This window comes from Pseudoalteromonas sp. 78C3 (genome assembly GCF_002836695.1).
Taxonomy (GTDB): domain Bacteria; phylum Pseudomonadota; class Gammaproteobacteria; order Enterobacterales; family Alteromonadaceae; genus Pseudoalteromonas; species Pseudoalteromonas arctica.
The window spans coordinates 18,210-44,127 of the sequence record NZ_PJAV01000170.1; the positions used below are offsets into that span (position 1 = coordinate 18,210).

Here is a 25,918-nt window from a genome sequence, read left to right on the forward strand (position 1 = left end):
TATAAGCCATAAGGCTTATAACCAATAATTACACAGGGAGTGTGGAAGTCGGTTTATACGTTAATGCATAACGTCGTTGTATTGCTTTGCTAAGCTTTGTTTTTGCCCTTCGGTTAGTGCTTTACCCGCTAATTGAAATACTTCGTGTTCTTCTTCACTTAAATGATGATGTACTAAATGGTGCAACTTTTTAGCTGCAACTAACCATGCAGACGAGCTCATTTCGGTATCTTCAAGTTGTTCAATTAATTCATCAATTTCGTGATGTTCAGCTACGCTGTGGCGCGCTTTTTCATGAGTTAAGTCATCAAACATAAGTGGGTTGTAAAAGTAACGTTCTTCAAACTTTGCGTGCTGTTCTAATTCTGTTTTTAGCTCGTCCATTAGCGTGTGGCGCTGCTCTGTGTCGCCGTGCGTTTGAATAAGTGCATCTACTAATTTTCTTTGTTTGTCATGGTCATGACGTAGTGCTTCAAAAATATTCATAACTAATCCTTTTACAATTTATTTGCTTATACCATTAACTAGCAAACTAAATGCCAAATATTAAGTTGATGTATTTTATTGCTTTTATTTTTATTTTTATTTTTTATTTTTAGGCTGCTATCACTGTAAATTTTACAGTGATATGAATGCAATAATTTCAGGCTTTTACGTAGTTCAATTATAAAAGTGAGTATAAATCCCTACAGAACCTTACAAATATTTACTGGTTGTTTATTTTATTGCAGTGATAAAGTAGCAACATTATTTAGGTACAACCTATATGTATTACTCCCACATATAATACCAATCGGTATAAATGCAGGTAGCACGTTAACTTAATAGGATAGTTTAAGGATGAACATAAAAAGCCCCATCGCCGCATTATTGCTGTGCGCTTTACTAAGTGCCTGTAGTACAGCCCCACGTTCTGACCCTAACTTATGCATTGAAGAGGCTGAAACGGTTGCTCGAAATGGCGCTCAAACAAGCTCAGAAGTTTATAATCAATGCATTAGCGCACAAATTAAAAAGGATGAAAAAAATGACACTTTTTTTGATGCTATCGGTACGTTCTTTTTTGAATTTTTTGTAATGGTGGTAGAAAAGTAAATAGGCTAACTTGCAGCTGTAATTTAAAGTAAATAAGTTGCGTAAAAATAGGATTAGTTATGAAGCAATTATTGATAGTAATTCCACTTTTTTTATTACTAAGCGCTTGTGCGGCACAGCCTTACGCAGGTTCGGCAAAATGTATGGAACAAGCAGATATTGCATACGAAACCGATACACGTAAAAATGAAACATTAGATAATGAATGCAAAGCTGCAAAAGTAAATACGCCTAATAAAGAGCTTGAGAATCACGGTTTGGTTGATAGAAGTCTTTTACAGCTAATCGTTAGCTTTTTAAATGGCGTATTTCAATAGTACATATACAGTAAAAATATAACTAAATAAGGTATGTATGAGGGAAGAACTAAGAGCAAAAATAATTACCGTATGCGATAAAAAAATAGCAGTTAAAGGCGAAAATGTAGGGCTTTCTTTTTATGCCTTTTTTGCTAATAAAAACGACGACCCAGAGCTACTTATGGAAGCTGCTACTTGGTGGATACACACCCATAAATTAGATCATTTTGTAAAAGCACATAAAATTAAACAAATGGTTTTAGACGGACTTTAGTCAAGTAAATGAGCCAATACTTTTAGCTGTGTTTATTTAATCAACTACGACTTGGTTTCTTCCGTTTTCTTTTGCTTTATAAAGTAATTTATCTGCATGCTTAATAAGAATATCCAGTGTGCTTTTTAAAGGGCTACTTACAGAGGCTCCTGCACTAAAAGTGATTTTTGTATCTGTAGGAAAGTCTTCTATATTACTGCAATGCTCGGCGAAGCTAATGGCGAGTCGGTTAAATATATCGCGAATTATTCGTTCATCAGCCGTATTTAGTGCAAATAACCATTCTTCGCCGCCGTAACGGCCAAACTGATGATCATTACATAGTGTTTCTCTTGCAGCTTTTGCAAAGGCAATAAGAACTAAATCGCCAACATCGTGACCAAAATGGTCGTTAACTTTTTTAAAGTAGTCTAAGTCAATAATTGCTATAGTCATTTTACCTTCACCAAGTTTTGCTTCTGCTGCGCGCATTATTCCTCTGCGATTAGGGCAATTTGTTAGGTAATCTGTTAATGAAATATTGTGATATTTTTGACGTTGTCGAGCCTGCCGATAAAATAATAATAATGAAGCAATAACTAAAATAAACGCAATAGCAGCGCTAAGTCGCCAAATTATTTTTTGATGATATTCTTCTTTAGCTTGTAGCTCACTAATATCTTTTGCGTACTCTAGTTGCTGTATTTTTTCTTCTTTTTCTTTTACTTCAAACTGTATCTGTAGTGTTTTTATATTATTTTCACTGGTAGCTTCGTAGTGTTTTTTTGTATAAAGGAGCTTTTGTTCAATTGCTTCAAAAGCCTCGTCAGTGTAGTTAAGGCGTCGTTTTAGCTCATAGCGTTTACTTAAAAAATCGGCTTTATAAATACTGCGGCTGAATTTATCTAATTTAAAAAACACCTCATCGTTTGCTTCATTTGCTTGATCAAGTAAATCTAGTTTTATATATATGTCAGCTAACAAAATGAGCGATGCGAGTTGCATGTCGTGAACACCTGCAGAACGAGCAAGCTCAATGTTCTCTTTAGTTAAAGTTAAAGCTTTATCGTAGTTGGCTTGTAAGTACTCAATGCTAGCAATTGAGTACTGAGCAAAGGTTAAGCCTTTTTGCATATTAACTTTTTTGAAATAGAGCAATGCTTTGTCTAGGTATATTAAGGCATCTTTAGGTTTCTTAATCTCCAGCAATACATTGCCTAAACTCCAATATGCTTTTGAGGTAAAAAGCCCATCTTGTGTTTGCTCATATGCCGCAACCGCTTTTTTTGCATAATATACGGCTTTGTCTTTTTCGTTTAGATAATTATATGCATCGGCTATTTTTCTAAAAAAGTATCCTTGAGATGCTGAATCGTCATCTTTTAATGCTAATTCTAACCCCTCTAGTGCAACATTTAGGGTCTTTTTCAATGCATCTGTATCGGTGTAATAGTAAGCAAGTGCTCGTAAAATAATGATTTTTTCTTTAGTTGAATGCTGTTGCAAGCTCTCTTCTAATTTTGTGGCTAGCGTTTGTGCTGGAGCTGGGTTTGGCTCTCTCGCTAGAGACTTGAGTTGTGATTCGAGAAATAATAAATATACACTTTTTTGATTTGGTAACTCTTTGTTCTTTAAGTAATAGGATAAGTGTGTGTTTAACGCTTCGTATTTTTCTTGTCTAAAAAGTAACTCCGCATACAAAGCGGCCGCTTCTAGATGAAGGTTTTCCCAATTTTGCTCTTTGCTTATTTTAAACGCTTGAGTGAGCTTGTCTTCATTTTGAAGATAGTCTAGTTCATTCTGTTTTATGTTATTGATGAGAGTTTGAGTCGTGTCAAAGTCTAGCGCATGTAACGTTGCACTCAATGAATCGCCGTTAGCTGAGGCAAGCTTACTTAAAAGTAAAAATAAAATGAGAACAATATACTTTGCCCATAAAGTATTACCTAAAATCTTTATTTGTGTATTGTTAGTCATATTATTCCTTTGCTGACTTATTTTTATTATTGAAATACTTTTTCGCATTGCTTAATAAACTTGGGTTTGAACAGTTTCTTATACTCATCATTGAAAAAAATAAGACCATAAACAATATCAATTTAATTAATAAAAGCCAATATTTGTACGTTTTAGTAGTAGCGGTTTATGTGCTTTTGTTAAAAATCTGCGGCTACTTCAAACTCTAATTCTTTATCCGTAATAGGGTGAGTAAATGCTAAGTATTCTGCATGTAAATGTAATCTATCGGCTTTTTGCCCGTAATGTGTGTCGCCTATAATTGGCATGTTTAAACCTAAACTGTGCGCGCAATGTACTCTTAATTGATGAGTTCGCCCTGTTTTAGGGTATAACTGTAATCGGGTAATATCGTTGTTACGCTCTAAAACCTGCCATGTAGTAAGTGATGGTTTACCATTTTTGTAGCACACCATTTGGCGTGGCTTGTCATCAAAGTCGAGTATGAGTGGTAAATCAATCGTTCCGCTATCTTCGGGAACATTTCCTTCAACTAATGCTACATAGCGCTTATCTACTGTGCGTTCAATGAATTGTTTTTGTAGTGCTTTATGAACGCGTTTATTTAAGGCGATCATTAAAAGCCCCGAAGTGGACATATCTAATCTGTGCACAATTAGCGGACCAGATGCCTCTGGAAACTGCGTTTTAATACGCATATAAACAGAATCTTCAATATTAACGCCAGGCACAGATAAAAACTCAGCGGGCTTATTTACCACAAGTAAGTCGTCATCTTTATAAACAATATTTAAATCTTTACCTTGAGCTGGGTTGATAAGTAGCGGGTTATCTTCAACATCTAAACCCTTTAGCATGTGCCCAAGTATTGGTTGGCATTTACTGTAACAAGAAGGGTAGTAGTTTTTATGCTGCCTAATTGCTGATTTAGGCGCTGCTCCCCACCAAAATTCTGCCATAGCAAGTGGTTTTAAACCATGCTTATAGGCGTATTGTAATAATTTAGGCGCTGCACAATCGCCAGCCCCCGAAGGAGGAGTGTGCTCAGGTAATGCTGCAAAAATAGCATTTAAATCTGTAGTTTCACCATTTGCATTTAGAAATTGGTACTGTGCAAATAGCTTTTTTTGTAAGCTTTTAGAAAGCGTTTTCCGGCGTTTTTTTAAATGAGTAATTTCATCAGAAATATTGATGTGTGTTTGCTGCAGTGACTCGATTATATTTTGCCAATAGGCTTTAAGTGCCAGCAGTTGCTTTTTTTCTACGATACTTTGCCCTGCAAGCTTATTTTTTAACTGCTCAAAATCACTTTCGCTAAGCTCTAATTTGCCTTCGGTACGTTGTATTTTTCGTTGCTGGCGACCGGCTTGCATTACTGCCTGTTGGGCTAATAGTGCTTGCTGGTAGCTTTGTGTTGCATCATCAAGTTTGCTATTAACTTCATGCAGTTGTTCGCTATTTTCTAATTGCTCAATTTGAGCATTAATATCGTTAATTATTTTACTTTGAGCTAAATAGCTATCGTCTTGCAGTTGCATGCTAGAAACTGGCGGTACAAAGCTAATATTGGCTTTATCACCTTCAATTTGCCCCGAATAAGCACTTAAAAAGCCTAATTGTTGCTTAGCATTTTGCACCACTAAAACCCCAAACATTTTACCGGCATTTTCTGCTTTTAAATGCGTTAACGTTTCAAGTTGTTGCTGTAATTGTTTTGTGGCTGCTACAGCTAATGGTTGCGGCTCGTAATAAAAAGGGAAAGTAAACTTTTCAGGAAGCGCGAGAGAATCAATATTTTGAGAAAATAATGTAAAGCACGAAGCAGAATTTGACATAGAAGTAAGAGAAAAGCATTCAGTAAAATAATTGAGCGCATAATAACATATTCATAGTTAAGCCACTAAAAATCTCGCACCCGCATATTCATAAACACTTTAAAGCGGACATTCATGTTTTATGTATCAGTATGAGGCGTAGCAAACCTAGGAGTATCGTTTGTTAGTAAAGTTTCAGTAGTAATATATCTATCATTATCAAAATATTTAAGCTTATCGATTCTCAACAATTGAGCGTATTTCGAAACGATGACTTACTTGATAGAGCAGAGGCAAAAAATCAATTTGCAGAATAACTGAATATTTAGGAGTTCTATATTATGAGTCAAAATATCGCAAGTTTTATCACTAAAACCCTCGAACAAGCGGGCGTAAAGCGCATTTGGGGAGTAACTGGCGATTCACTTAACGGCATTAGTGAAAGCCTGCGAAAAATGGGAACAATTGAATGGCTAGGAACGCGACATGAAGAAGTTGCCGCATTTGCAGCCGGTGGCGAAGCGCATTTATCAGGCGAGCTTGCGGTGTGTGCGGGTTCTTGCGGGCCAGGTAATCTTCATTTAATTAACGGCTTATTTGATTGTCAGCGCAATAATGTACCGGTATTAGCTATTGCCGCACATATTCCTTCATCTGAAATTGGCAGCAGCTATTTTCAAGAAACCCATCCGCAAGAATTATTTAAAGAATGCAGTGTGTATTGTGAAATGGTTTCGAGCCCCGAGCAAATGCCGTACCTGCTAGAAACTGCAATGCGACAAGCAATATTAAACAAAGGCGTGAGTGTACTTGTGCTACCTGGCGACATTGCATTAAAAGATATGCCTAAAGCTATCAAGCCAAAATGGAACGTGCCAAAACTAGCAACTTATACCCCCGCTTTATCTGATATTGAAGCAATGGCGACTCATCTTAATAAAAGTAAAAAAGTAACCTTATTGTGTGGTGCTGGTTGTAAGGATGCCCACGACGAAATAGTTGCGCTAGCCGAAAAATTACAAGCACCGATAGTACATGCTATGCGCGGTAAAGAATTTATTGAGTACGATAACCCTTACGATGTTGGTATGACTGGATTTATTGGCTTTGCGTCGGGCTATCATGCAATGCAAGAAGCCGATACGTTATTAATGATTGGTACTAGTTTTCCTTATCGTGCTTTTTATCCTGAAAATACCACCATATTGCAAATTGATAATCAGGCTGCGTCACTCGGGCGACACGTGCAAATTGATTGTGGCGTGTTAGGCGATACAAAAAATTCAGTGACCACACTACTTGATTATATTAAAGGTGAACGGACAAGTTCGCACCTACAAAAAAGTGTTAAAAACTACAAAGAGTCTCGACAAGATCTCGATGAATTAGCCAGTGGAAAAACCTCGCAAAATTTAATTCACCCGCAATACCTAACACGTTTACTCAACGAGCAAGCAGCTGACGATGCTGTTTTTACTTGCGATGTAGGTACGCCAACAGTGTGGGCTGCGCGTTATTTATCAATGAATGGAAAGCGTAGATTAATTGGCTCGTTTAATCATGGCTCTATGGCAAATGCGATGTCGCAGGCAATGGGGGTTCAATCTGTTGATAGAGATCGCCAAGTTATTGCAATGTGTGGCGATGGTGGCTTTTCGATGTTAATGGGCGATTTAATCTCACTTAAGCAGCTTAATTTACCAATAAAGATTGTTGTTTATAATAATCGCTCACTTAGTTTTGTGGCTATGGAAATGAAAGCCAGTGGGTTTTTATCAAGCGATACCGATTTAGAAAACCCAAGTTTTGCTAAAATTGCAGAGGCCTGTGGCTTAAAAGGGATTCATGTGGACGACCCTGAAAAATTACCATCGGCAATGAACGAAATGATGAACCACTCAGGACCTGTTGTTTTAGAAGTCGATACCGCAAAACAAGAGCTTTCAATGCCACCGCAAATCAAATTAGAGCAAGCAAAAGGCTTTAGCGTTTACATGATGAAAGCGCTGATAAACGGCAAAGGAAACGAAATTATAGAGCTTGCTAAAACTAACTGGTCACGCTAGTTAGTTACTTCCCTATTGAGTATTTTGCTCAATAGGGAAGTGCCAAAGTAATAATCCTCACTGTCATTCTCGACCATTAATAAGTGATGGTTGCTTGTAAGTAATTGAACAAAAATAGAAAATCATATATGGTTTATCATTAAATTAATAAAAATACGCATAAAATGCCTCTGCTTCATAGAGGAGCGGAGCAATAATGAAATGGAAATCGGTTTTACTGTCGCTGATTTTTTTATGGCTTATTCAAGCTCAGCAAAGCAGTTTACGCACCAGTGAATACGCAAATATAATTTCTGATTTAAATGAGGTTAGTGTGCTTGGCGAGTGTGAAATCTCTACGGAGGTTACAAGAGGGTGGCCATTATCTTGGGCTATAAGCGGCGCTGAAATTACTGTTAAGAACAAAAATACTTTGCTGACAGCAACAACCAGTAAGTTTAATAAACCAGATCGTAAATTTCTTAGTACACACAATACTCACTATCACTTTACGTGGTCAAAAACCAAAAACAACTCTGTATTTGCATCATACATGGACGTAGAAATAGAGCCCGCAGGTAAAGTTGCAGGCCTTATAATAGGCAATTGCTCTGACTACCCCGAAGGCCCAGAATTAATAGGGTATTTAGAACGTTGTAATAGTATTGTAGAGTCAATTACGTGTTTGTAAAAGTAGGTATAGAGTGTTGATTAAAATTGAAGACTTTTCTTTAGCATGGCGCTGGATTAGTGCGTCCCACGGTAATTTTTCTAAAGATACACTAAATAAACTCAACCCATTGAGTGAAGATCAAGCAAGAGCATTAATTGCCGCCACACCCATTAACTTTCCTGTTGGTGCAAAAAGATTCGACTCCACACAAGGGAGTGAATTAACACGCCAATGGTTAAAGGGCTTAGTAAATGACTCAAAAAAAGTAACAATTTGCTGGGATCAAGAAACAGCATTAACCCTACCTTGGCTAGTTTTTTGTGATCACTGGGATGATTTTTGCTATCCATCAAGTGATGACACAAATCTGTATTTAACCTGAACTCTGGTTAAGAGATTTACTAAAATATTGAATCATAGTGATATTTAAATTTATTTTCTCTAGCCAGAGATTTTTAGTGAAAACAAGGCGAATTTACGCGTCAATAGCTGGCCTATTGCAAGTAAATTCAACGCAATTAGCGCTGAAAATAGCTGCTTGAGATAGATTTATTATCCAGAGTTCAGGTTATTTAGAAAGCGGTGAACTGTTTTTACGTTGGAATCACTATGAGGTTTTTGAGTTTGACTCAAGTGCAATGTAATGAGCTAAAACACTTAGCATTGGCCTCAATTGCTACTTGGTAGTTGTTTTTAGTTTTTAGTTCAACGCTTCACTCGCTTTACTCAATCAAAGTAAAGCGAGTGCTCAGTATCACTTACAAACTCTTTTTAGGCGGAAGAGCTACGTTTGCAAATATTAGTCCTGCAACAAGCGACATAAATATTAAAAACGTTTGTTGGCCTATGTGTTCTGCGTATATAAAGTCTTGGCCTTCAATTAGTGAGTTTAAGCCAATATAGGTTTTGCTACCTGGTACTAATACAATTAAGCCTTGCATGGCCACAATAGAGGCTGGCGCATTAGCAACGCGGTTAAACAAGTTACTAAATATACCCACCGATAAAGCACCCACAAACGTACCTAACGTGTAATCAAGATACATAGCTGAGCCAATACTAGTGCCATACGCTATAAAGCCTGATGCAATAGACCAAACCGCATGCTTAAGTTTGGTTCTAAAAATCACGATTAAGCTGCTACAAAGTAAAAATATAGCCAGCCATGCGGTCCATTTTGGTAATGGCTCAGGTTGTACAAAGTCAGCTTGCCCAAAGAGTGCAAAGCCAATACCTATACCAATAAAACCACCAAAATACAGTTTAAACAACAGCATAAACGAGTCCATTACCCTTGCTGTGCCCGACACTAAATGCCGTGCTGCAAGCTCTGCTAAACCAAGCGCAAGTGCTAAACCGGGTATAAATACAATAATGGCCGAAAGTACCACCAAGCGTATATTTATTTCAGGCGTTATATAAACGCTTACTGCACATGCAAGTATGGCTGATATTATGGCTACTAATGGTTCAAGCATGTGAGCTACGCGTTTTGAGCGACCAGACCAAAGCACAAACACATAAACGACTAAAGTAAGCAGCGATGACCAAATAACATCAGTCCAGCTAGTACCCATTAACATAGCAAACGCACCACCAGAAGTTGCAAAGGCAACGCCCGTTGTTAATTTATTATATGGGTTTGGCATTACAAAAATAGCGTCTAGTTGCGCATCAACTTCTTGTAAACTTAGCTTGTCGTCAAGCATTTGGTTTACAAGGTCGTCGGTGTCGGCAAGTGAGCCTAAATCGTGATCGCCAGGGTCTACACGTGCAACATGGGTATATTCGTCTTCGTGGCCATCGGTCCAAATAACAAACGTTACAGAGGTTGGCGACATAACAAACGACGATTTAAGTCCTAAGTATGTAGCCACTTCCATTAGGTGGGCTTCTAGGCGGTAAGCAGGCGTACCATACTTGTGAAGCATCTTACCCAATTTAACGATAAATTTGCGTTTTTCTGTAAAGGTTGCAGTTTTCAAATCTTTTTGGACCAAATATTGCGATAACTAAGCTAAAAATATAGACAATACAGCTAAAAATGCCCACGTTTGATGGGCGCGATTTTAAACACTAATTGGTGCGTGTCTAGTCATTTTTAATCTAATTTTTTATTTTTTTCAGCTATCCATTGCGACATGTATTGAGTGCTGCGCATTGTATGATGTTTGAGCATTTGGCCTGTGAAGTTTTTTTCGCGATGAGCGTTTAAATCACTACTTATTGAATCGACTTTTTTAATTAACGCAGCGCTCAATTGTGCTTTGTTGTAAAGCGTATTAAGGAGCGTGTTGCCATCTTGCTGCGCTTGTTCAAAGTCACTTTGATTGGTGTACATTTCAATGGCAGCACTGGCAAAGTCATCGGCGGTGTTGGCTATTTTACCCGGCCATGGTAAATCGTTATGCATGCCTTCTGCGCCAATATTGGTGGTAACGCTGGGTGTTTGCATAATCATGGCTTCAAGCAATTTACCTTTAATCCCTGCACCAAAGCGCAGTGGTGCTAAACATACGCGTGCGCTTTGCATTACATCAAACGCATTATCGGCCCAGCCTTTTATTAAAAACCCTGTTTTAGGGTTATTTAGTGCCGTGGCTTTTGGTGGTGGGTAAGAGCCATAAATATGTAGTTCTGCTTTTGGTAGCTGCTTGCGAATAAGTGGCCATATTTTTTGTAGGTAAAGTACAGCATCCCAGTTTGGCGCGTGTCTAAAGTTACCTATGGTCATAAAGTGCTGGCGCTGCTCAAACGTTTTTGTACTTGTAGGCAGTGAGCTTAAATCGACCATAAACGGTAAATGGTGTAATAAGCTTGGCTCTATTTTAAATACGCTGTTTAGCAGGCTCATTTCATAACTTGAAATAATTAAGCTTAGGTCGCAGCGTAAAATAGCGGCAATTTCGCGTTTTGCTATGTCTGAGTGTAAATCGCTGGTTGTAAACTCACGCTCACCTTTAAACGCTTCGTGGCGAGCGTTACGCAGACATTGTAAATCTTCGGTATCTAAAATTTTAATTGCGTGTGGGCAATGTTTATCGACGCGCCAGCCAAATTGTTCTTCCATCATAAAACGGTCAAACATGACTATATCTGGATTATAGGCTTTAACGTATTCGTCAAAGCTGTCGCAGTTTAGTGCAATGCTTTGACTGGTTATGCCGAAGTCGTCAAGATTTACCATGTGATCGGTGCGCTGTGCGGGCGTTGCAAATTCAACGTCCCAGTTTTGCGCTCTAAATGCATTTAATAACGACATCATGTGCGTTCCCGCAGCAGACGAATTTGGCTCTGGCCATACGTAGCCAATTACCAGCACTTTTTTCATTGGCTAGAATCTCTAATTTGTAAGTTTACATTTACCAGTGTTTTTACTGGCGGGGCTGTATTTTGTAGTAGCTCTTGCAGTATTAAAAGGCACCGCTTAGCTATATCAGTTGTATTAATAGCCACGGTGGTTAAGTGATTATTTATAACCGCGCTATTAGGAATGTGGTGGCAACTCACTACTTTAATACAGTGATGTGTTAATGAGTTAATGGCGGCAATAACACCTTGAGCAATAATATCGTTTGCACACACCACTGCGTTTAATGTGGGGCTGTGTTTATATGCTTCTATAAATGCATTTTTAGCGCTAAGGGCTGTATTTACTGCGCAGTCAATGGGTGCTAATGGTGTAATGCTGTGCTGCGTGCATGCGGTATTAAAGCCACTTTGCAGTGCTTGTGAATCACTTAAAGTAAGTTCACTGCCTATAAATGCTATGTTTGTCACGCCTTGTGCGAGTAAATGCATACTGGCTACGTGGCTGGCTTTTTTATAGTCGGGTAATACGCATGGAGCTGCGCTAAAAGGCACTTCACTCATTACGGTAATTACTTTGTGTTGCGCGCTGAGCGTATCAAGCCATTTGGAGCAAGTATTAGCAACGGGGCAAATAATAAATGCAGCAGCGTTGTATTCTTTTAAGTTTTTAACTGCGTTTGCTTGTAGCTCAAGATTATTATTACTGCTTACAATCATGGCTTGTAGGCCACTTTCGTTTAACAGAAGTTGTAGGCTGGTAGCAAGGTGTGCCATAGCTGGGTTAGTTAAATCGTTTATTACTATGGCCACTAAATTTGAGCGCTTTGAGCGCATAGCAGCGGCATCACGATTATAAACGTACCCTAGCTCATCAATCGCTTTGAGTATTTTTTGTTTACTTTTATTGCCCACTTTATCGCTTTGGGTAAGTACCAAAGATACGGTTGATTTTGATACACCAGCACGCTCTGCAACATCAAAAATAGTGACTGATTTGGCTTTGTTATGCATTGTATTTTAAGTACCGCAGTGGTGAATAAATAGCGCTGTAGTTTAGCTTAATCAGCACTATTAAGTCATCTTTTAGAGGTGTTTAACTTACCTTAATACTTTATGAACAAAGCAAAACGTGTTTATATACGCCTATAAGAGTAAAAAATAACAAAAGGATAAAAACATGAGCGCTTTTAGGTTGTTAGTTGCCTTTATTTGTTGTGCGGCATTAGTACCAACAAGTTACGCCGAGCAGGGATATCAAACCCCATCACCTGAACTTGCAGCATTGGTTGACGCTAAGTTAGCACCCACTAGTTACTTATCGAGCGATGGCCAGTGGCTAGCGCTTTTTGAACGCAAACGTGTAGTAACCCTTGATGAACTTGCACAAGAAGAGCTTAAGCTTGCTGGTATTAAGCTAAACCCCGCTAATTTTTCGCGCTCTCGTGTGAGTGCCAAATTTAGTGCCGTGGAGCTAAAGCATGTTCAAAGCGGGTCGGTTATTAGCATTAACAACTTACCTAGTGGCATTATTCGCTCACCTAAATGGTCATCTAATAGTAAATATTTAGCCTTTATTGTTGAGCAACCAACCCAAGCCAATTTATGGCTTTACAGCGTTGAAACTAAACAAGCAAAAGAGTTAACTAGCGCTGCATTAAATTCGGTACTAACTGCATCACCATATAAATGGCTGCCAGATAGCAGCGCCATTGTTGCAAATCTCGCTGTTAATTTTGGTAAACCAAGGCTTGAAAATAACAGCCAAAATGTAGTGCCTGTTATTCAACAAAGTACTGGCGAAAAAGCACCAGCACGTACTTACCAAAATTTATTAACCAGCCCGTTTGATGAATCGCAATTTAAGTTTTACGGTCAAGGGCAGCTGGCTTACATAACGCTTGATGGCAATACCCAAGCAATAGGTAGCCCTTCTTTATTTAAATCGTTTTCGGTGTCACCTGATTCTACCAATATTTTAGTTGCCGGTATTAATGAGCCGTTTTCGTATCAAGTGCCTTACAGCCGCTTTGCAAGCACGTGGCAAATATGGGGCATGCGCGGCTATGCATTAGCAGAGCTGGCAAAACAGCCACTTGCCGATAACATTCCACAAGGTTACGACAGTGTTCGCACTGGCCGCCGTGATTTTGAATGGCGAGCCGATCAAGGGGCTGAAGTTATTTGGGCCGAGGCGCAAGATGGCGGCGACATGAAAACCGACGTTGAGCATCATGATTATATTTACAGCTTACGTGCACCATTTAAACGCGAGCCTAAATTATTTGCCAAAGTAGAGCGTCGTTATTCTGGTATTGAGTGGGGCAACGAAAACGTAGCCATGCTGACAGACTGGCGCTTTAGCGATCGCCAAGTACGTACTTACATAGTGCAACCACGAAATGCCGACAGAAACCGCGTTTTATTTTCAGAGCGTAGTTACAACGATGCGTATAAAGACCCTGGTAATGCAATTTACGAGCGCAACGATTTAGGCGCAAACGTAATTAAAATTGTAGGTGGGCGTTATATATATCTGCGTGGTAATGGAGCTTCAGAGCAAGGTAATATCCCGTTTTTAGACCAATACGATGTTAAAACAAATAGCAGCAAGCGTTTATGGCAATCAGAAGCACCATACTATGAGCGTGTTCGTGCACTGCTTGACGACGAAGGTGAGCGCTTTATTACTATTCGCGAATCTAAAACTGAGCAACCTAACTTTTTTATACGCAATTTAGATAACGACACGCTAACGCAATTAACGACATTTGAGCATCCGTACCCTGCATTTAAAGGCGTAACTAAAGAGCAATTACGTTATAAACGCGACGACGGTGTTGAGCTTTCGGGCACGCTTTATTTACCACCAGGGTACGATAAAACACAAGGCCCGTTACCTGTGCTTATGTGGGCTTACCCACTTGAATACAAAGATAAAGCCGTTGCATCACAAGTACGCGAATCGCCTTATGCATTTACCTATATTGGCTATTGGGGGCCAATGCCTTACCTTGCCAAAGGGATTGCAGTGTTTGACGACCCTAAAATGCCAATAGTGGGTATTGATGGCAGCGAGCCAAACGATAACTTTAGAAAGCAGTTAGTTTCAAGTGCGCAAGCAGCTGTTGATGTATTGGTTAAAAAAGGCATTGCCGATAAAAACAAAATTGCCATAGCAGGGCACTCATACGGTGCATTTATGGTTGCTAACTTATTGGCTCATAGCGATTTATTTAAAACAGGTATTGCCCGCAGTGGCGCGTATAACCGCACATTAACGCCGTTTGGTTTTCAAGGAGAAGAGCGTGATTTTTGGCAAGCACAAAGTGTGTACGCTAATATGTCGCCGTTTTTCCATGCTGAAAAAATTAACGAGCCAATGCTAATGATCCACGGTCAAGAAGATCCTAATTCGGGCACTTTCCCTATGCAAAGTGAGCGCATGTACGCGGCCATAAAAGGTTTAGGTAAAGATGCTCGCTTAGTAATGCTCCCTTATGAAGCACATGGTTACCGTGCGCGTAAAAGCTTATTACACGTACTGTGGGAACAAGAGCAGTGGTTAGATAAGTATTTGCTAAATGATACAGCAGAGCCAGTAGAGGTCATTACTGAACCCGTGGTAAGTACTGGGCAATAGTAATAAACATGAGTAAGCAACAACGCGGCTACTTATAGCCGCGTTTTTGCTTTTAATATGAGAGTAAATTAATGATTGATGTAGCAGCACTTGCGGTTTTTATTCCTACGTTCTTTTTTGTGTCTATCACCCCAGGTATGTGTATGACCCTTGCCATGACACTCGGTATGAGCATTGGCGTGCGCCGCACATTATGGATGATGATAGGTGAGCTGTTAGGCGTAGCAACCGTTGCCATAGCTGCGGTATTAGGCGTTGCAAGCGTAATGTTAAATTACCCAGATGCATTTGCCATTTTAAAGTGGGTAGGCGGTGCGTACTTAATTTACATTGGCGTTAACATGTGGCGAGCCAAAGGCAAAATGTCGGTTGATACCTCAAAACCAAATGACGTAAGTAGGAAGTCGTTATTTACGCAAGGTTTTGTAACCGCAATCGCTAACCCTAAAGGGTGGGCGTTTATGATCTCGTTATTACCGCCGTTTATTAGTGTTGAGCATGCTGTAGCCCCTCAGCTTTTAGTATTGCTTGGCGTTATAATGACCACCGAATTTTTAAGTATGTTAGCTTACGCAACAGGCGGTAAAAGCTTACGTTTATTTTTAAGCCGTGGTGATAATATTAAATGGATGAACCGTATTGCTGGTAGCTTAATGGGATTAGTTGGAATTTGGCTTATTTTTGGTTAGTTTAAAAAAGTAGTTGATATTATCAATTAATTTGATGTAGTTGATTTTGTCATCTATTTAACGCTTAAGGCATGCCCAAAAATGAGTACACCCGTATCAGCAAATCCAGTAATGGTTGAGCCTAAAAAAACACCTGTAATTTATAAAATACTGGTTATGGTAAGTATTATCACTCTAATCGGCGGTACTCTAACTGGCATTATGACTTATGTGAATGTGGGTGTTACAGAGCATTTTTATGCCGACTGGTTTACCTCATTTATAAGTGCAGTATTGGTTATGGCGCCTGTTGGTTTTGTAATGATGACCTTAATGTATAAGCTAGTTGCCCAGTTATTACCTAATAGCAGTGAGCTAAAACGTAATTTATTGATTAGTGTTTTTATGGCGCTGATCATGGAGTCGGTGATGGCGTTTGTTACCGCTACTAATAATATTGGCTATGCCGATATGGGGGTATTTGTAACTGGATGGGCTGAAGGGTTATTAGCCGCATTACCAATAGGTTTAACTATAATGCTGATAATGTCGGTTACGGTAAAACCTAAAATAGAACGCTTTTTAAAGAGCTAACACTTTGAGCGCTAACGTATTAAAGCAAATAATTTAATACGTTTATAGTGGGCAGATGCATGAAGTAATTAGTTACTTAATTGAGTTTTCTACCGGGCAGCCTTGTTTACGGCATACACCTTCGTTACATAATTTGCATATTTTACGTGCTTCTACCTGCTCGTTTGTTAGGCTGCCAAGTGCTACTTCTATCAAACTCAAAAAGCGTTGTTTTTGTTCATCATTAAAGTTGTTTAGTATTTTAGAGGTGGCTGTTTCTCTGCTGGCTAGTACTAGTTCAACCCTTTTACTTCCTTTATCCGTTACGCATAAAACAACAGAGCGGGCATCTTTTACTGACTTTCGCCTTTCTACAAGTTCTTCTTTTTCAAGTGTATTTATTAATCTAACTGCACCAGAATGCGTTAAGCCTAAAACCTTGCTTAGTGCATCAATGGTTTCATTCGGATGATTGTAAATAGTTACCAGTGCCGCTTCGTGGCTTAGGCTTCGCCCGCCTAATTCGGCAATCTGTTTTTCAATGTCATTAGAAACAGAAGTAGCAAACGTGCCGATTAAATTTGATATATATTTTTCATTTTTCATAAATTTAATTATATGTGATTCGATCATATAAATATAGTGACAAATTAAGTGTGCTCATTTATTGTGTGACTCAGTCATGTATATTGGCTCGGAATTAGTTAATCTACTTCGAATATTACACAAATTACATGAGCGAGGATTTACCGCCAGCTCATCAGTTAAATAAAGCGATATAATTAAATGAAAAATGATTCAGAAACATTACGTTATGCAAAAAAGTTTAAAACTGTATTAGATAAAAAAATGGCTTATATAGATGAAGGCGAAGGTGATCCTATTGTATTTTTACATGGTAACCCTACATCTAGCTTCCTTTGGCGAAACGTTATGCCCTATTTGCAAGGGAAAGGGCGTTTAATTGCTATTGATATGATTGGATTAGGAGATTCGCAAAAGTTAGATAACACCCATGAGGGCAGTTACTCACTTGCTGAAAACAGCAAATACACATTTGCACTTTTAGAAGCGTTGGGTGTAAATAATAACGTTACCTTGGTACTGCACGATTGGGGCTCTGGTGTTGGCTTTAACTGGGCTAATACACATCGTGATGCAGTAAAAGCCATTGCCTTTATGGAAGCAATTGTTACTGACTTTCCAACATGGGACGATTTTCCTAAAGATTTGCACGGCCCTATTGGCACTATGCGCTCAGCTGAGGGTGAAAAAATGGTGCTTGATGACAACTTTTTTATTGAAACAATATTACCAGCGACCATTGCACGCAAATTAACGCAGGCAGAGCATGATGAGTATCGCAGACCCTTTATTAATTCAGGAGAAGATCGCCGTGCAATTTTAGCAGGGCCTCGCCAACTGCCCATTGCTGGAGAGCCTGCCGATACCGTGGCTTTAGTTAAAAGCTATGCGAGCTATTTAGCTAACTCTCACGATATTCCAAAGCTATTTATTAATGCTGAACCGGGTGCTTTTTTAGTTGGTTACGCAAGAGACTTTGTGCGCACATGGCCAAACCTAACTGAGGTAACCGTAAGCGGTATTCACTATATTCAAGAGGATTCACCGCACGAAATAGGTAAGGCTATTTCTGATTGGTTACCAAGATAAAAACGGGATGTATTAGTAAACCTGAACTTTGGATAATTAATCTATCTCAAGCCGTTATTTTCAGCGTTAACTACCATATATAGATGACGCTTTTATACAACTAAAAGCGTCATCTATTAACTATTTAAGTAAAAATGGTGCGGTTTTACTCGCCTTTACGCTTGCCACTTTTTCGGGTGAACCTTGTGCTACAATTAAGCCGCCTTCTTCACCAGCACCAGGGCCTACATCAATTACCCAGTCACTATTGCGGGCTACTTGCATATCGTGTTCAACCATAATAACGGTATTGCCAGCATCAACTAATTTATTTAACTGCGACATTAGCATTGATACATCCGATGGATGCAGCCCTGTGGTTGGCTCATCAAGAATATAAAGCGTGTTACCGCGCTGGGCACGTTGCAGCTCGGTGGCTAATTTAATACGCTGCGCCTCACCGCCAGAAAGCTCGGTTGCAGGTTGCCCTAAACGCAAATACCCAAGACCTACTTGCATAAGTGCATCGAGTGCTCGCAGTATTGCAGGTTCATTTTCAAAAAAGGTATGCGCCGCTTCAACCGTTAAATTGAGGATATCGCTTATGTTTTTATCACGATATGTAACCTCAAGTGTTTGCTCGTTATAACGTTTGCCATGACACACTTGGCAAGGTGAATAAACGCTTGGTAAAAACAGTAGCTCTATACTCACAAAGCCAACGCCTTCACAATTTTTACAGCGACCTTTAGCAACATTAAACGAAAAGCGCCCAGCATCGTAACGGCGCTCTTTTGCTTTTTGGGTTGAAGCAAATAGTTTACGCACATGATCAAACAAACCCGTGTAGGTAGCTAAGTTTGAACGAGGGGTACGGCCAATCGCTTTTTGATTTACGGTAATCAGGCGGCTTATATTATTTATACCTTCAATGATTTTTCCGCTGGTGTGTGTTTGCAGCTCTTGTTCGAGTAGGTCGGCTTCGTCGGTTGGCGCTTCCGTTATTATTTTTTGCCCAAGTGCTTCGTAAACAAGTTCTACTAACGCTTGGCTCACTAGGCTTGATTTACCAGAGCCCGAAACCCCAGTAACTGTTGTCATAACACCTAGTGGAAATTCTGCATTGAGTTTTTTAAGATTATTACGCTCAATATCAGCCAATTTTAACCACGCTTTTGGCTGCCTTTGCTCCTTTTTTTGCGCGCTGTTTTGAGTAGATTCTTGACTGGCGTTTTTAGCAAAAAGGTGGCGACCGGTGTGCGAATTTTTTATTTTTCTTAACCCTTCAACAGGGCCGCTGTAAATAATGTCGCCACCATGCACACCTGCATCAGGGCCTACATCAACAATCCAATCGGCGTGTTTAATAACGCTAATATCGTGCTCAACAACAAATACAGAATTGCCAGCCGCTATTAACTCGTCGAGCGCTTTTAAAAGTGCTTGTGTATCGGCAGGGTGTAAACCCGCTGATGGTTCATCTAACACGTAAACTACCCCAAATAATTTAGAGCGAATTTGTGTGGCAAGTCGCAATCGTTGTAACTCACCAGGTGAGAGCGTTGGCGTTGTACGCTCAAGCGATAAGTATCCTAAACCAAGCATGGTTAGTGCTTCAATACGGGTGAGTATATCGCTGGCAATGCGCTGCGTAACAATGGCTTGCTCTGGATTTTTTGTATTTTTATTTACTTTGGTATTGGCGGCGTTACTTAGTTTTTTAGCAAGCTCGTTTAATGTAAGTTGAGATAGCTCGCCAATATCGAGCCCTGCAAATTTAACACTTAACGATGCTTGTTTTAATTTTTTACCTTGGCAAGTAGGGCACTGCGATATTTGCATAAACTGTGATACGCGCTTTTTAGTACGCGGGCTTTGGGTAGTAGCAAAAGACTGTAAAACAAAGCGTTTAGCGCTTGAAAAAGTTCCCATGTAGCTTGGATCTTCGCTATTTTTTATCGCATTCTGTGCTTGCTCATAGGTGTAATCTGGGTATACCGGCACAGTAGGTGTTTCGTCGGTAAATAAAATCCAATCGCGTGCTTTTTTAGAAAGTTTGTTCCAAGGCGTGTCTATATTATATCCAAGGGAAGTAAGAATACGGCTTAGGTTTTGACCTTGCCATGCTGGTGGCCACGCTTCAATGGCGCGTTGGCGAATAGTTTTTGTATCGTCTGGCACAAGTAGCTTTTCGGTTACTTCAAACACTCGGCCTATTCCTGAGCATTCTGGGCACGCACCTTGTGGCGTATTTGGCGAAAACGCATCGGCATATAAAATACTCTGCCCAGCTGGGTAATCGCCAGCACGAGAGTAAAGCATACGTAGCGCGTTAGAAATAGTTGTTATGCTGCCAACGGATGAACGAACCGAGGGTGCGCCGCGCTGTTGTTGTAATGCTACCGCAGGCGGTAGTCCCTCAATAGAGTCAACATCGGGCTCATCAACTTGATCAATTAACCTTCGGGCGTATGGCGATACCGAATCAAGATAACGATGCTGCGACTCAGCAAACAAGGTTCCAAACGCAAGCGATGATTTTCCAGAGCCCGATATTCCTGTAAAAACAACCAATGCGTTACGAGGTAAATCAACGTCTACATTTTTTAAGTTGTGAACGCGCGCTCCTCTTACTTGAATGCTGTTACTGGGATCAGATAAATCCATTGTTGAGTTTTTATGTGTGCTTGCCATACGTTTATACTCCTGTTTAATCGCGCTTTTTACTTTAAGTTAGCTTTGAATTATTTACTCTTATCACTCGTTATTACCCTAAAGTAACGCAAGCACACTGAATGAGCGCTTAGTCTGTAGTGGCGCAGCCAAAGCGCTGGATAAAATTGCGATGATTGTTTGTTTACATAATAGGTATGGAATGCGAATATAATTTAAACAGTTATTGTTATGTAATTTGTTACGTAATTTACTAGGTATTTTACTAGGTAATAAAAAGGAACTAACAGTGAATAAAGCCTTAGTGATCATTTTATTGGTGCTTTCGTGGGCAACCCAAGCCGACTCTATCAAAGCGCTAAATGTTGACCGTGCAGTACCAAATAGCATGCACTTATCGTTTGCAAACGATAGCAACATAACCCCTAAAAAAGGGGATTTTAAAATCGTTAATTATGTATTAATGAGCAATGAAGAGGGCGAACGCTGGGCTGTTATAACGCTAACTAACTTATCGTCGGGCAATCGCGAATTAGGCGAGGAGCACTTACTTGCGCTTTTTGCTGATGGCAGCCGATTCATGCCAATGGAATTTAAACTCGGTTTTAAAGGCAACGAAACACAATCGGTAACTGTATCGTTTGCCGATTATAAATTCCCTATTTTAAGTGTGTATTCGAGTAACGATTTGTAATTAATAACGATGCGATAATATTAAATTAGGGATATTTCTAAAATTAAGGATTTTTATGAAGTTTGAAGATGCGCAACAAAATATGAACCTCGCATACTTCGGTGGTGGAACCGGTGTATTAGTGTCTGGCTTGGTTTGGTGTATAGCTGGCTTTGTCGCATTACTGCATTCAAATCAATCGAGTATGCTTACTTTGTTTTTTGGTGGTATGTTTATACATCCTTTAGCCATGCTACTTTCAAAAGCTCTTAAACGCTCTGGCAATCATGACCCTAAAAACCCATTAGGTAAATTGGCCTTAGAAAGCACTATTATTTTATTTGTTGGTTTGTTTTTAGCGTTTTACGTAGCAAAACTTCAAGCTGAATGGTTTTATTCAATAATGCTGATGATAATTGGTGTTCGCTATTTAGTTTTCAACACTTTATATGGCATGAAAGTGTACTGGATTTTAGGTGCTTCGCTTATGTTTTCTGGCATGTTGTGTATTGTATTAAATGCCAATTTTGTAATCGGCGCCTTTATTGGCGGGATAACCGAAATAGTATTTGCACTAGTAATATTTGCCCAATCGAAAGGTATGGTTTTAAAAACAGAATAACAAGCTCTTATAATCGCAAAAATAGTGTGCAGTTGGAGTTACCCTTCAGCTTGGTATATAGCAAAGGCTTTTTAAAGTATTGAGTATCTGCAAATTGCATGTATTCATTAGTCGGCTTAGAGCGAGAACCGGTCAGTTAAAAATTGTTATATATGGAGTCAAGGTTTCCCTTTTGATAATCAAACCCGTTGTTACCACTTTATATTGTGATAAGGATTTTAAATGAAACCATATTTATTAGCCATTTTGATTTTTGGCATAACATCAATTTCTGTCGCTATTTATCTTGGATTAACTTACGAAAAGTCTACGTTTATGAACTCTTGTAAAAAAGAAATGGCTAAACAATTTACTGATAATAAAGTTCAGGCTAATAAACAAGATATCAAATGGACATGTGAAACTATGTTTATCAATAATGGAAAACTTTAACAAAAAGTTCTAGTAGCAAGGTAAAACTCTGATAGTTCCTTATAGCACCAAGCTAAATTACCAAAGGGTGATAAATGGTCATTCAGGTGAGTCGTCATTGACTTAGTAATAATAAAAAGAAACTTTCCCCTTTTCCACATGTTTAAATAAGCGACAGTAGCATAATATTTATAGCTAGTAATAACTTACAGTATTTGCTATTAATATAAGTTCATAAAATAAGGATATTTTCACTCTAAAATAGGTAAATTGTCCTCAGATAAAACAGTTATATTTATTTTGTAGATTAGGTATTCAATGATCATTCACTTTACAAAAAAGTTTGAGTTCCTCAGCTCTATTATTAATTCAAAATCTTTTAGACTGAAATATTGCTGCGAATCCATAGGTGATAAAGAGGGTAGAATAGTGTCAAATGCGGCACATCCGATGGTTTCATTTAGCGAATTTAACGACAACGATTTAGAACATAAAACTATTACATACGGTCGTTATGGAATTGCATTAAAAAAAGACTGGGCTAGAAAACTTGGAATTGGGCCAGTATTGTATGTTGAGAAAAATTCTCCAGCAGCAAAAGGGCTTGTTAGCCTGCTGCGAGCTCGGCAAAACATGGATACATTGCCAGATGAGTTACGATTACCAATAATTCAGATGAAGTGCTTTACTAAACACGAAACAGGTTACAACAGTTGGAATGGGGACGAAAACTTCTGTTTCAAAAGTGAAAATGAATGGAGGTTTGTTCCAAGTAAAAAGCAGATAGGAAACAGGCCTATTTCAGAGAACTATTCGACATATAAAGCAAATGAACAAAAATACAATAAGCAATTATTACCTCACCCTCTAAGTTTTTCAGAAGAGGATATCGAGTGTATATATACAAATACTTTAGCTGAAAAAGAAGAACTAATCTCTACGTTTGGCATGGATGAAAGACAGATAAAAATAAGTTCTTGGAAATCATAAATATAACAATCAACTTAAGTCGGGCGTTGAGGCTGTAGAATTACTCTTTTTCAAGAGAAACAGCCTCTTTTATGGGTTCCAAGTGGGTTACCTAATACTTTAAAACGCTTAGAGTTAATTACAGGAACTCGTTTTTAATTGAATTTGGCTGTTGGAGTTATTCTACAGTCTCGTTATAAGCCTAAGGATTCATATTGAGCATGTTAGAGTATTCACTTCAGCTATCAAAGGATATTAATAAATCTTTAGCTGGATTAACGGTAAAGCGCGATGACGAAATTTTATTTCCATGGTTATTTCATTCGTTAGTGATAGAGCATCACCGAAGTATTATTGTGCTGTGTGACAATCAATTATATAGCTCAGCATCGAGTTTAATTCGTTGTGTTTTTGAAGCCTATATTAAGGGTCTATGGTTTGCTGAGTTCGCTACTGAGTCTGATTTCGAGAAACTAAAAAATGATAAATTCAATAAAGACTTCTATAAATTAGTAAATGCACTAGAAAACAAAAATAAAAATGGAATAAAAAAAGCTAAGGAAAGTTATTGGCCTAATTTAAATAGCCTTACTCACTCAGGAGCAGCTCAGCTATCGAGAAGAATTAATGGTACCGAAATAGTGAGTAACTTTGATGATGAATTTATTCAGCAGATGCTTCGGTTTTCTAATAATTATGCATTACTTTCGTTTAGTGAAGTTGTAGAAATGTCAGGTGATTGTGATGCTCAGGAGGCTTGTCTAATTATTATCGAAAAGCATAAAGACACCTTTAGTATGACGTAATGTGGTAAAGGCTTATAACAAGAGTCTAAGGTTACGACAGTCCGCTCATAGCACAAAGCGGACTATCCCTAAGTTCATCCATTTAACTCCCAAGCTATAAAACCATTACTCAATACTAATACCTTGTTTTAAAAGGTACTCCACTGCTTTATCAGTATGGGGCTTAAATGCTTTCCAACGGCCGATTGCTTTATTGTTAAGTGGTTGGCGTACTTGCATTTTACTTGCAGTAGAGACCGGTGCGGTGTTTAAGTGAAAATCTATACACTGTGCTTGCCACTCTAGGTTACAAAAGCTGACTAACTCTTTAATTTGTTGCTCGGGCTGTGCGACTAATTCTTCGTATTTTACTAATTTTATATTGCTGTGTTGCATGCTGAAGTGCTGCATTAGTTTGTAAAAACGGCTGTAAAATTTTGCAGTGTCGAGTAGGTCGAGCGAGTACGCGTAGTAGGGGTTATTTATGGTAAATAGCTGGCGATAGTTACCAATGCAGGTGTCCATTGGATCGCGCAGCATACAAATAATTTTAGCGTTTGGCAGTGCTTTGGTTATTAAATCGATATAAAAAAAGTTAAACGGGAGCTTATCAATAAAGTGTTTATGGCTGCCTGTTATTACGCGTGTTGCGTTTAAATAGGTTGACCCAAGCTGATTAAAATCAAGCTCGTAGGCTTTACTGAGCGTTTGAGTGTCGAGCACGTGAGGTGTTTGTGTTTGGCTTAGCTTTTTAACACTTAGGCCAAAGTCTTGTAATTCACCGGCTGACTGCACGTTGCTGTGGCTCGATAAAATACGCTCAACTAATGTGGTGCCAGAGCGGGGCATGCCTAATACAAAAATAGGTTCGGCCGTTGGGTTACCTTGTGTTAGCGCTTGTGTGTGCTGCTCACTTAAGCGTTTAATATGTTCAAATAACTCAGTTGAGCTTTTATGATCAAACGGCTGCACAGTACGTTTTGCTACTTTACCTTGCTCTAACGCGTTGAAAGCCTCTGAAAATTCACCAATATCTTGATACTCTTTTGCTAAAGCATGGCCAATATGCAGTTTTGCATCGGGGTGTGTTACTTGCTCAAACACGTTTTTTAAGCGTTCAATATGGTTGTTTTGCTTACTTACTTTAGTTAAATCACTTAATGCAAAATGACTTTGATGGTGCAGCGGGTTAAGCGCTATGGCATTTTCAAAAGCGTGTTGGGCTTTATCAAATAGCCCTAAAAATTTAGCGCTTACGCCGTAGTTATAATAAAACGGTGGTTGGGCTCTGTTAGCCGCTGTAGCCAGGGTAATAGCGCGCTCAAAGTAGTTAAGTGCGTGTTCGTGAATGCCTGCTTGAGTAAGTGCAACGCCAAGTGTGTCGGCATCAAGGGCTTTAGTTATTTGCTTTAATGGCACCGATAGTGCGGTGTTTTTTGCTTTTTGTAATTCGCCAGTAAGTGCGTAACATTTAGCAAGTTGCGCGGTGTATTCAATACTTTGGCCAAGGGTAAGGGCTTTTTCGATGAGCTTTATTGCTTTGTGTATTTGCCCAACAGTTAAATTAATCATTGCCAGCAAAAAATACCCATCAGCAAAATCTGGTTTGAGTGTAACTAACTCCACTAGGGCTTTGTGTGCTTGCTCTATTTTACCTTGGTTTAGGGAGTGTATTGCGCTTTGATGAAGTTGCTTTAAATTTGGCTGCATGGTTTTTGGTAATTATTTTGTGAAAGAAAATAAAAAGGCTCAAATAAATTTGAGCCTTACAACATTGTTTAAA

24 protein-coding genes are annotated in these 25,918 nt (G+C 39.0%); 15 read left to right on the top strand and 9 right to left on the bottom strand.

All coding sequences use genetic code 11. The annotated features are described in order from the left end of the window. Window positions 1–60: 60 nt before the first annotated feature. Window positions 61–486, bottom strand: coding sequence for a hemerythrin domain-containing protein (locus CXF76_RS17340; protein ID WP_101164223.1), 426 nt, complete (start codon window positions 484–486; stop codon window positions 61–63). 354 nt (window positions 487–840) lie between these two features. Between CXF76_RS17340 and CXF76_RS17345 the strand changes: the two genes are divergently transcribed. The 3 genes from CXF76_RS17345 to CXF76_RS17355 are packed head-to-tail and all read left to right on the top strand — an operon-like array spanning window position 841 to window position 1,668. Further along, window positions 841–1,095 (top strand): hypothetical protein, encoded by a 255-nt coding sequence (locus tag CXF76_RS17345; RefSeq protein WP_024591906.1) that lies wholly within the window; start codon window positions 841–843, stop codon window positions 1,093–1,095. 59 nt (window positions 1,096–1,154) lie between these two features. Then, window positions 1,155–1,412: a hypothetical protein gene (locus CXF76_RS17350; RefSeq protein ID WP_024591905.1), complete on the top strand. Its 258-nt coding sequence runs from the start codon at window positions 1,155–1,157 to the stop codon at window positions 1,410–1,412. Between the two features lie 37 nt (window positions 1,413–1,449). Then, window positions 1,450–1,668: a DUF6500 family protein gene (locus CXF76_RS17355; protein ID WP_024591904.1), complete on the top strand. Its 219-nt coding sequence runs from the start codon at window positions 1,450–1,452 to the stop codon at window positions 1,666–1,668. 36 nt (window positions 1,669–1,704) lie between these two features. On the opposite strand, the gene CXF76_RS17360 is transcribed toward CXF76_RS17355, so the two are convergent. Then, the gene (locus CXF76_RS17360) at window positions 1,705–3,624 is read right to left on the bottom strand and encodes a tetratricopeptide repeat-containing diguanylate cyclase (protein ID WP_101164224.1); all 1,920 of its coding nucleotides are present in this window, start codon (window positions 3,622–3,624) and stop codon (window positions 1,705–1,707) included. A gap of 179 nt (window positions 3,625–3,803) precedes the next feature. Beyond that, window positions 3,804–5,459: an RluA family pseudouridine synthase gene (locus CXF76_RS17365; RefSeq protein WP_101164225.1), complete on the bottom strand. Its 1,656-nt coding sequence runs from the start codon at window positions 5,457–5,459 to the stop codon at window positions 3,804–3,806. Between the two features lie 320 nt (window positions 5,460–5,779). On the opposite strand from CXF76_RS17365, the gene poxB reads away from it, so the two are divergent. The 3 genes from poxB (at window position 5,780) to CXF76_RS17380 (ending at window position 8,538) form a co-directional block, all read left to right on the top strand. Further along, entirely contained in the window at window positions 5,780–7,504 is a 1,725-nt protein-coding gene (gene poxB / locus CXF76_RS17370) for a ubiquinone-dependent pyruvate dehydrogenase (protein ID WP_024591901.1), read from the top strand. A 196-nt stretch (window positions 7,505–7,700) separates the two neighbouring features. After that, complete coding sequence (locus CXF76_RS17375; RefSeq protein ID WP_101164226.1) at window positions 7,701–8,174, top strand: hypothetical protein; 474 nt, start codon at window positions 7,701–7,703, stop codon at window positions 8,172–8,174. Between the two features lie 13 nt (window positions 8,175–8,187). After that, window positions 8,188–8,538 (top strand): hypothetical protein, encoded by a 351-nt coding sequence (locus tag CXF76_RS17380; RefSeq protein ID WP_232785132.1) that lies wholly within the window; start codon window positions 8,188–8,190, stop codon window positions 8,536–8,538. 376 nt (window positions 8,539–8,914) lie between these two features. On the opposite strand, the gene CXF76_RS17385 is transcribed toward CXF76_RS17380, so the two are convergent. The 3 genes from CXF76_RS17385 to CXF76_RS17395 form a co-directional block, all read right to left on the bottom strand. After that, a complete protein-coding gene (locus CXF76_RS17385; protein WP_101164227.1) occupies window positions 8,915–10,141 on the bottom strand; it encodes a threonine/serine ThrE exporter family protein in 1,227 nt (408 codons plus the stop codon). 116 nt (window positions 10,142–10,257) lie between these two features. Then, a complete protein-coding gene (locus CXF76_RS17390; protein ID WP_101164228.1) occupies window positions 10,258–11,487 on the bottom strand; it encodes a glycosyltransferase in 1,230 nt (409 codons plus the stop codon). Continuing rightward, complete coding sequence (locus CXF76_RS17395; RefSeq protein ID WP_101164229.1) at window positions 11,484–12,479, bottom strand: LacI family DNA-binding transcriptional regulator; 996 nt, start codon at window positions 12,477–12,479, stop codon at window positions 11,484–11,486. The genes CXF76_RS17390 and CXF76_RS17395 overlap by 4 nt, the downstream gene beginning before the upstream one ends. Before the next feature lie 166 nt (window positions 12,480–12,645). On the opposite strand from CXF76_RS17395, the gene CXF76_RS17400 reads away from it, so the two are divergent. The 3 genes from CXF76_RS17400 (at window position 12,646) to CXF76_RS17410 (ending at window position 16,370) form a co-directional block, all read left to right on the top strand. After that, window positions 12,646–15,108: a S9 family peptidase gene (locus CXF76_RS17400; RefSeq protein WP_101164230.1), complete on the top strand. Its 2,463-nt coding sequence runs from the start codon at window positions 12,646–12,648 to the stop codon at window positions 15,106–15,108. A 71-nt stretch (window positions 15,109–15,179) separates the two neighbouring features. Then, window positions 15,180–15,797, top strand: a complete 618-nt coding sequence (locus CXF76_RS17405) for a LysE family translocator (RefSeq protein ID WP_007581801.1) — start codon at window positions 15,180–15,182, stop codon at window positions 15,795–15,797. Window positions 15,798–15,878: 81 nt separating this feature from the next. After that, window positions 15,879–16,370, top strand: a complete 492-nt coding sequence (locus CXF76_RS17410) for a DUF2798 domain-containing protein (RefSeq protein ID WP_101164231.1) — start codon at window positions 15,879–15,881, stop codon at window positions 16,368–16,370. Between the two features lie 72 nt (window positions 16,371–16,442). Here the strand turns inward: CXF76_RS17410 and CXF76_RS17415 are convergent, their stop codons facing one another. Then, window positions 16,443–16,955, bottom strand: a complete 513-nt coding sequence (locus CXF76_RS17415; protein ID WP_101164278.1) for a MarR family winged helix-turn-helix transcriptional regulator — start codon at window positions 16,953–16,955, stop codon at window positions 16,443–16,445. Between the two features lie 180 nt (window positions 16,956–17,135). Here CXF76_RS17415 and CXF76_RS17420 point away from each other — a divergent pair, with 180 nt between their 5' ends. Then, window positions 17,136–18,023: a haloalkane dehalogenase gene (locus CXF76_RS17420; protein WP_101164232.1), complete on the top strand. Its 888-nt coding sequence runs from the start codon at window positions 17,136–17,138 to the stop codon at window positions 18,021–18,023. Window positions 18,024–18,143: 120 nt separating this feature from the next. Here CXF76_RS17420 and uvrA read toward each other — a convergent pair whose 3' ends face one another. Next, window positions 18,144–20,696, bottom strand: a complete 2,553-nt coding sequence (gene uvrA, locus CXF76_RS17425; RefSeq protein WP_101164233.1) for an excinuclease ABC subunit UvrA — start codon at window positions 20,694–20,696, stop codon at window positions 18,144–18,146. Window positions 20,697–20,964: 268 nt separating this feature from the next. Between uvrA and CXF76_RS17430 the strand changes: the two genes are divergently transcribed. From CXF76_RS17430 to CXF76_RS17450, 5 genes are all read left to right on the top strand, one after another. Further along, entirely contained in the window at window positions 20,965–21,369 is a 405-nt protein-coding gene (locus tag CXF76_RS17430; protein WP_007375644.1) for a hypothetical protein, read from the top strand. A gap of 55 nt (window positions 21,370–21,424) precedes the next feature. Further along, the gene (locus tag CXF76_RS17435) at window positions 21,425–21,970 is read left to right on the top strand and encodes a DUF7010 family protein (RefSeq protein ID WP_008134451.1); all 546 of its coding nucleotides are present in this window, start codon (window positions 21,425–21,427) and stop codon (window positions 21,968–21,970) included. A gap of 222 nt (window positions 21,971–22,192) precedes the next feature. Further along, window positions 22,193–22,402: a hypothetical protein gene (locus CXF76_RS17440; RefSeq protein ID WP_010389145.1), complete on the top strand. Its 210-nt coding sequence runs from the start codon at window positions 22,193–22,195 to the stop codon at window positions 22,400–22,402. A gap of 297 nt (window positions 22,403–22,699) precedes the next feature. Further along, window positions 22,700–23,371, top strand: coding sequence for an abortive infection system antitoxin AbiGi family protein (locus CXF76_RS17445; protein WP_010389144.1), 672 nt, complete (start codon window positions 22,700–22,702; stop codon window positions 23,369–23,371). Window positions 23,372–23,571: 200 nt separating this feature from the next. Continuing rightward, entirely contained in the window at window positions 23,572–24,156 is a 585-nt protein-coding gene (locus CXF76_RS17450; RefSeq protein ID WP_101164234.1) for a DUF6988 family protein, read from the top strand. A gap of 105 nt (window positions 24,157–24,261) precedes the next feature. Here CXF76_RS17450 and CXF76_RS17455 read toward each other — a convergent pair whose 3' ends face one another. Then, on the bottom strand, window positions 24,262–25,845 hold the full coding sequence (locus CXF76_RS17455; RefSeq protein WP_101164235.1) for a tetratricopeptide repeat-containing sulfotransferase family protein: 1,584 nt from the start codon (window positions 25,843–25,845) through the stop codon (window positions 24,262–24,264). Between the last annotated feature and the right edge of the window lie 73 nt (window positions 25,846–25,918).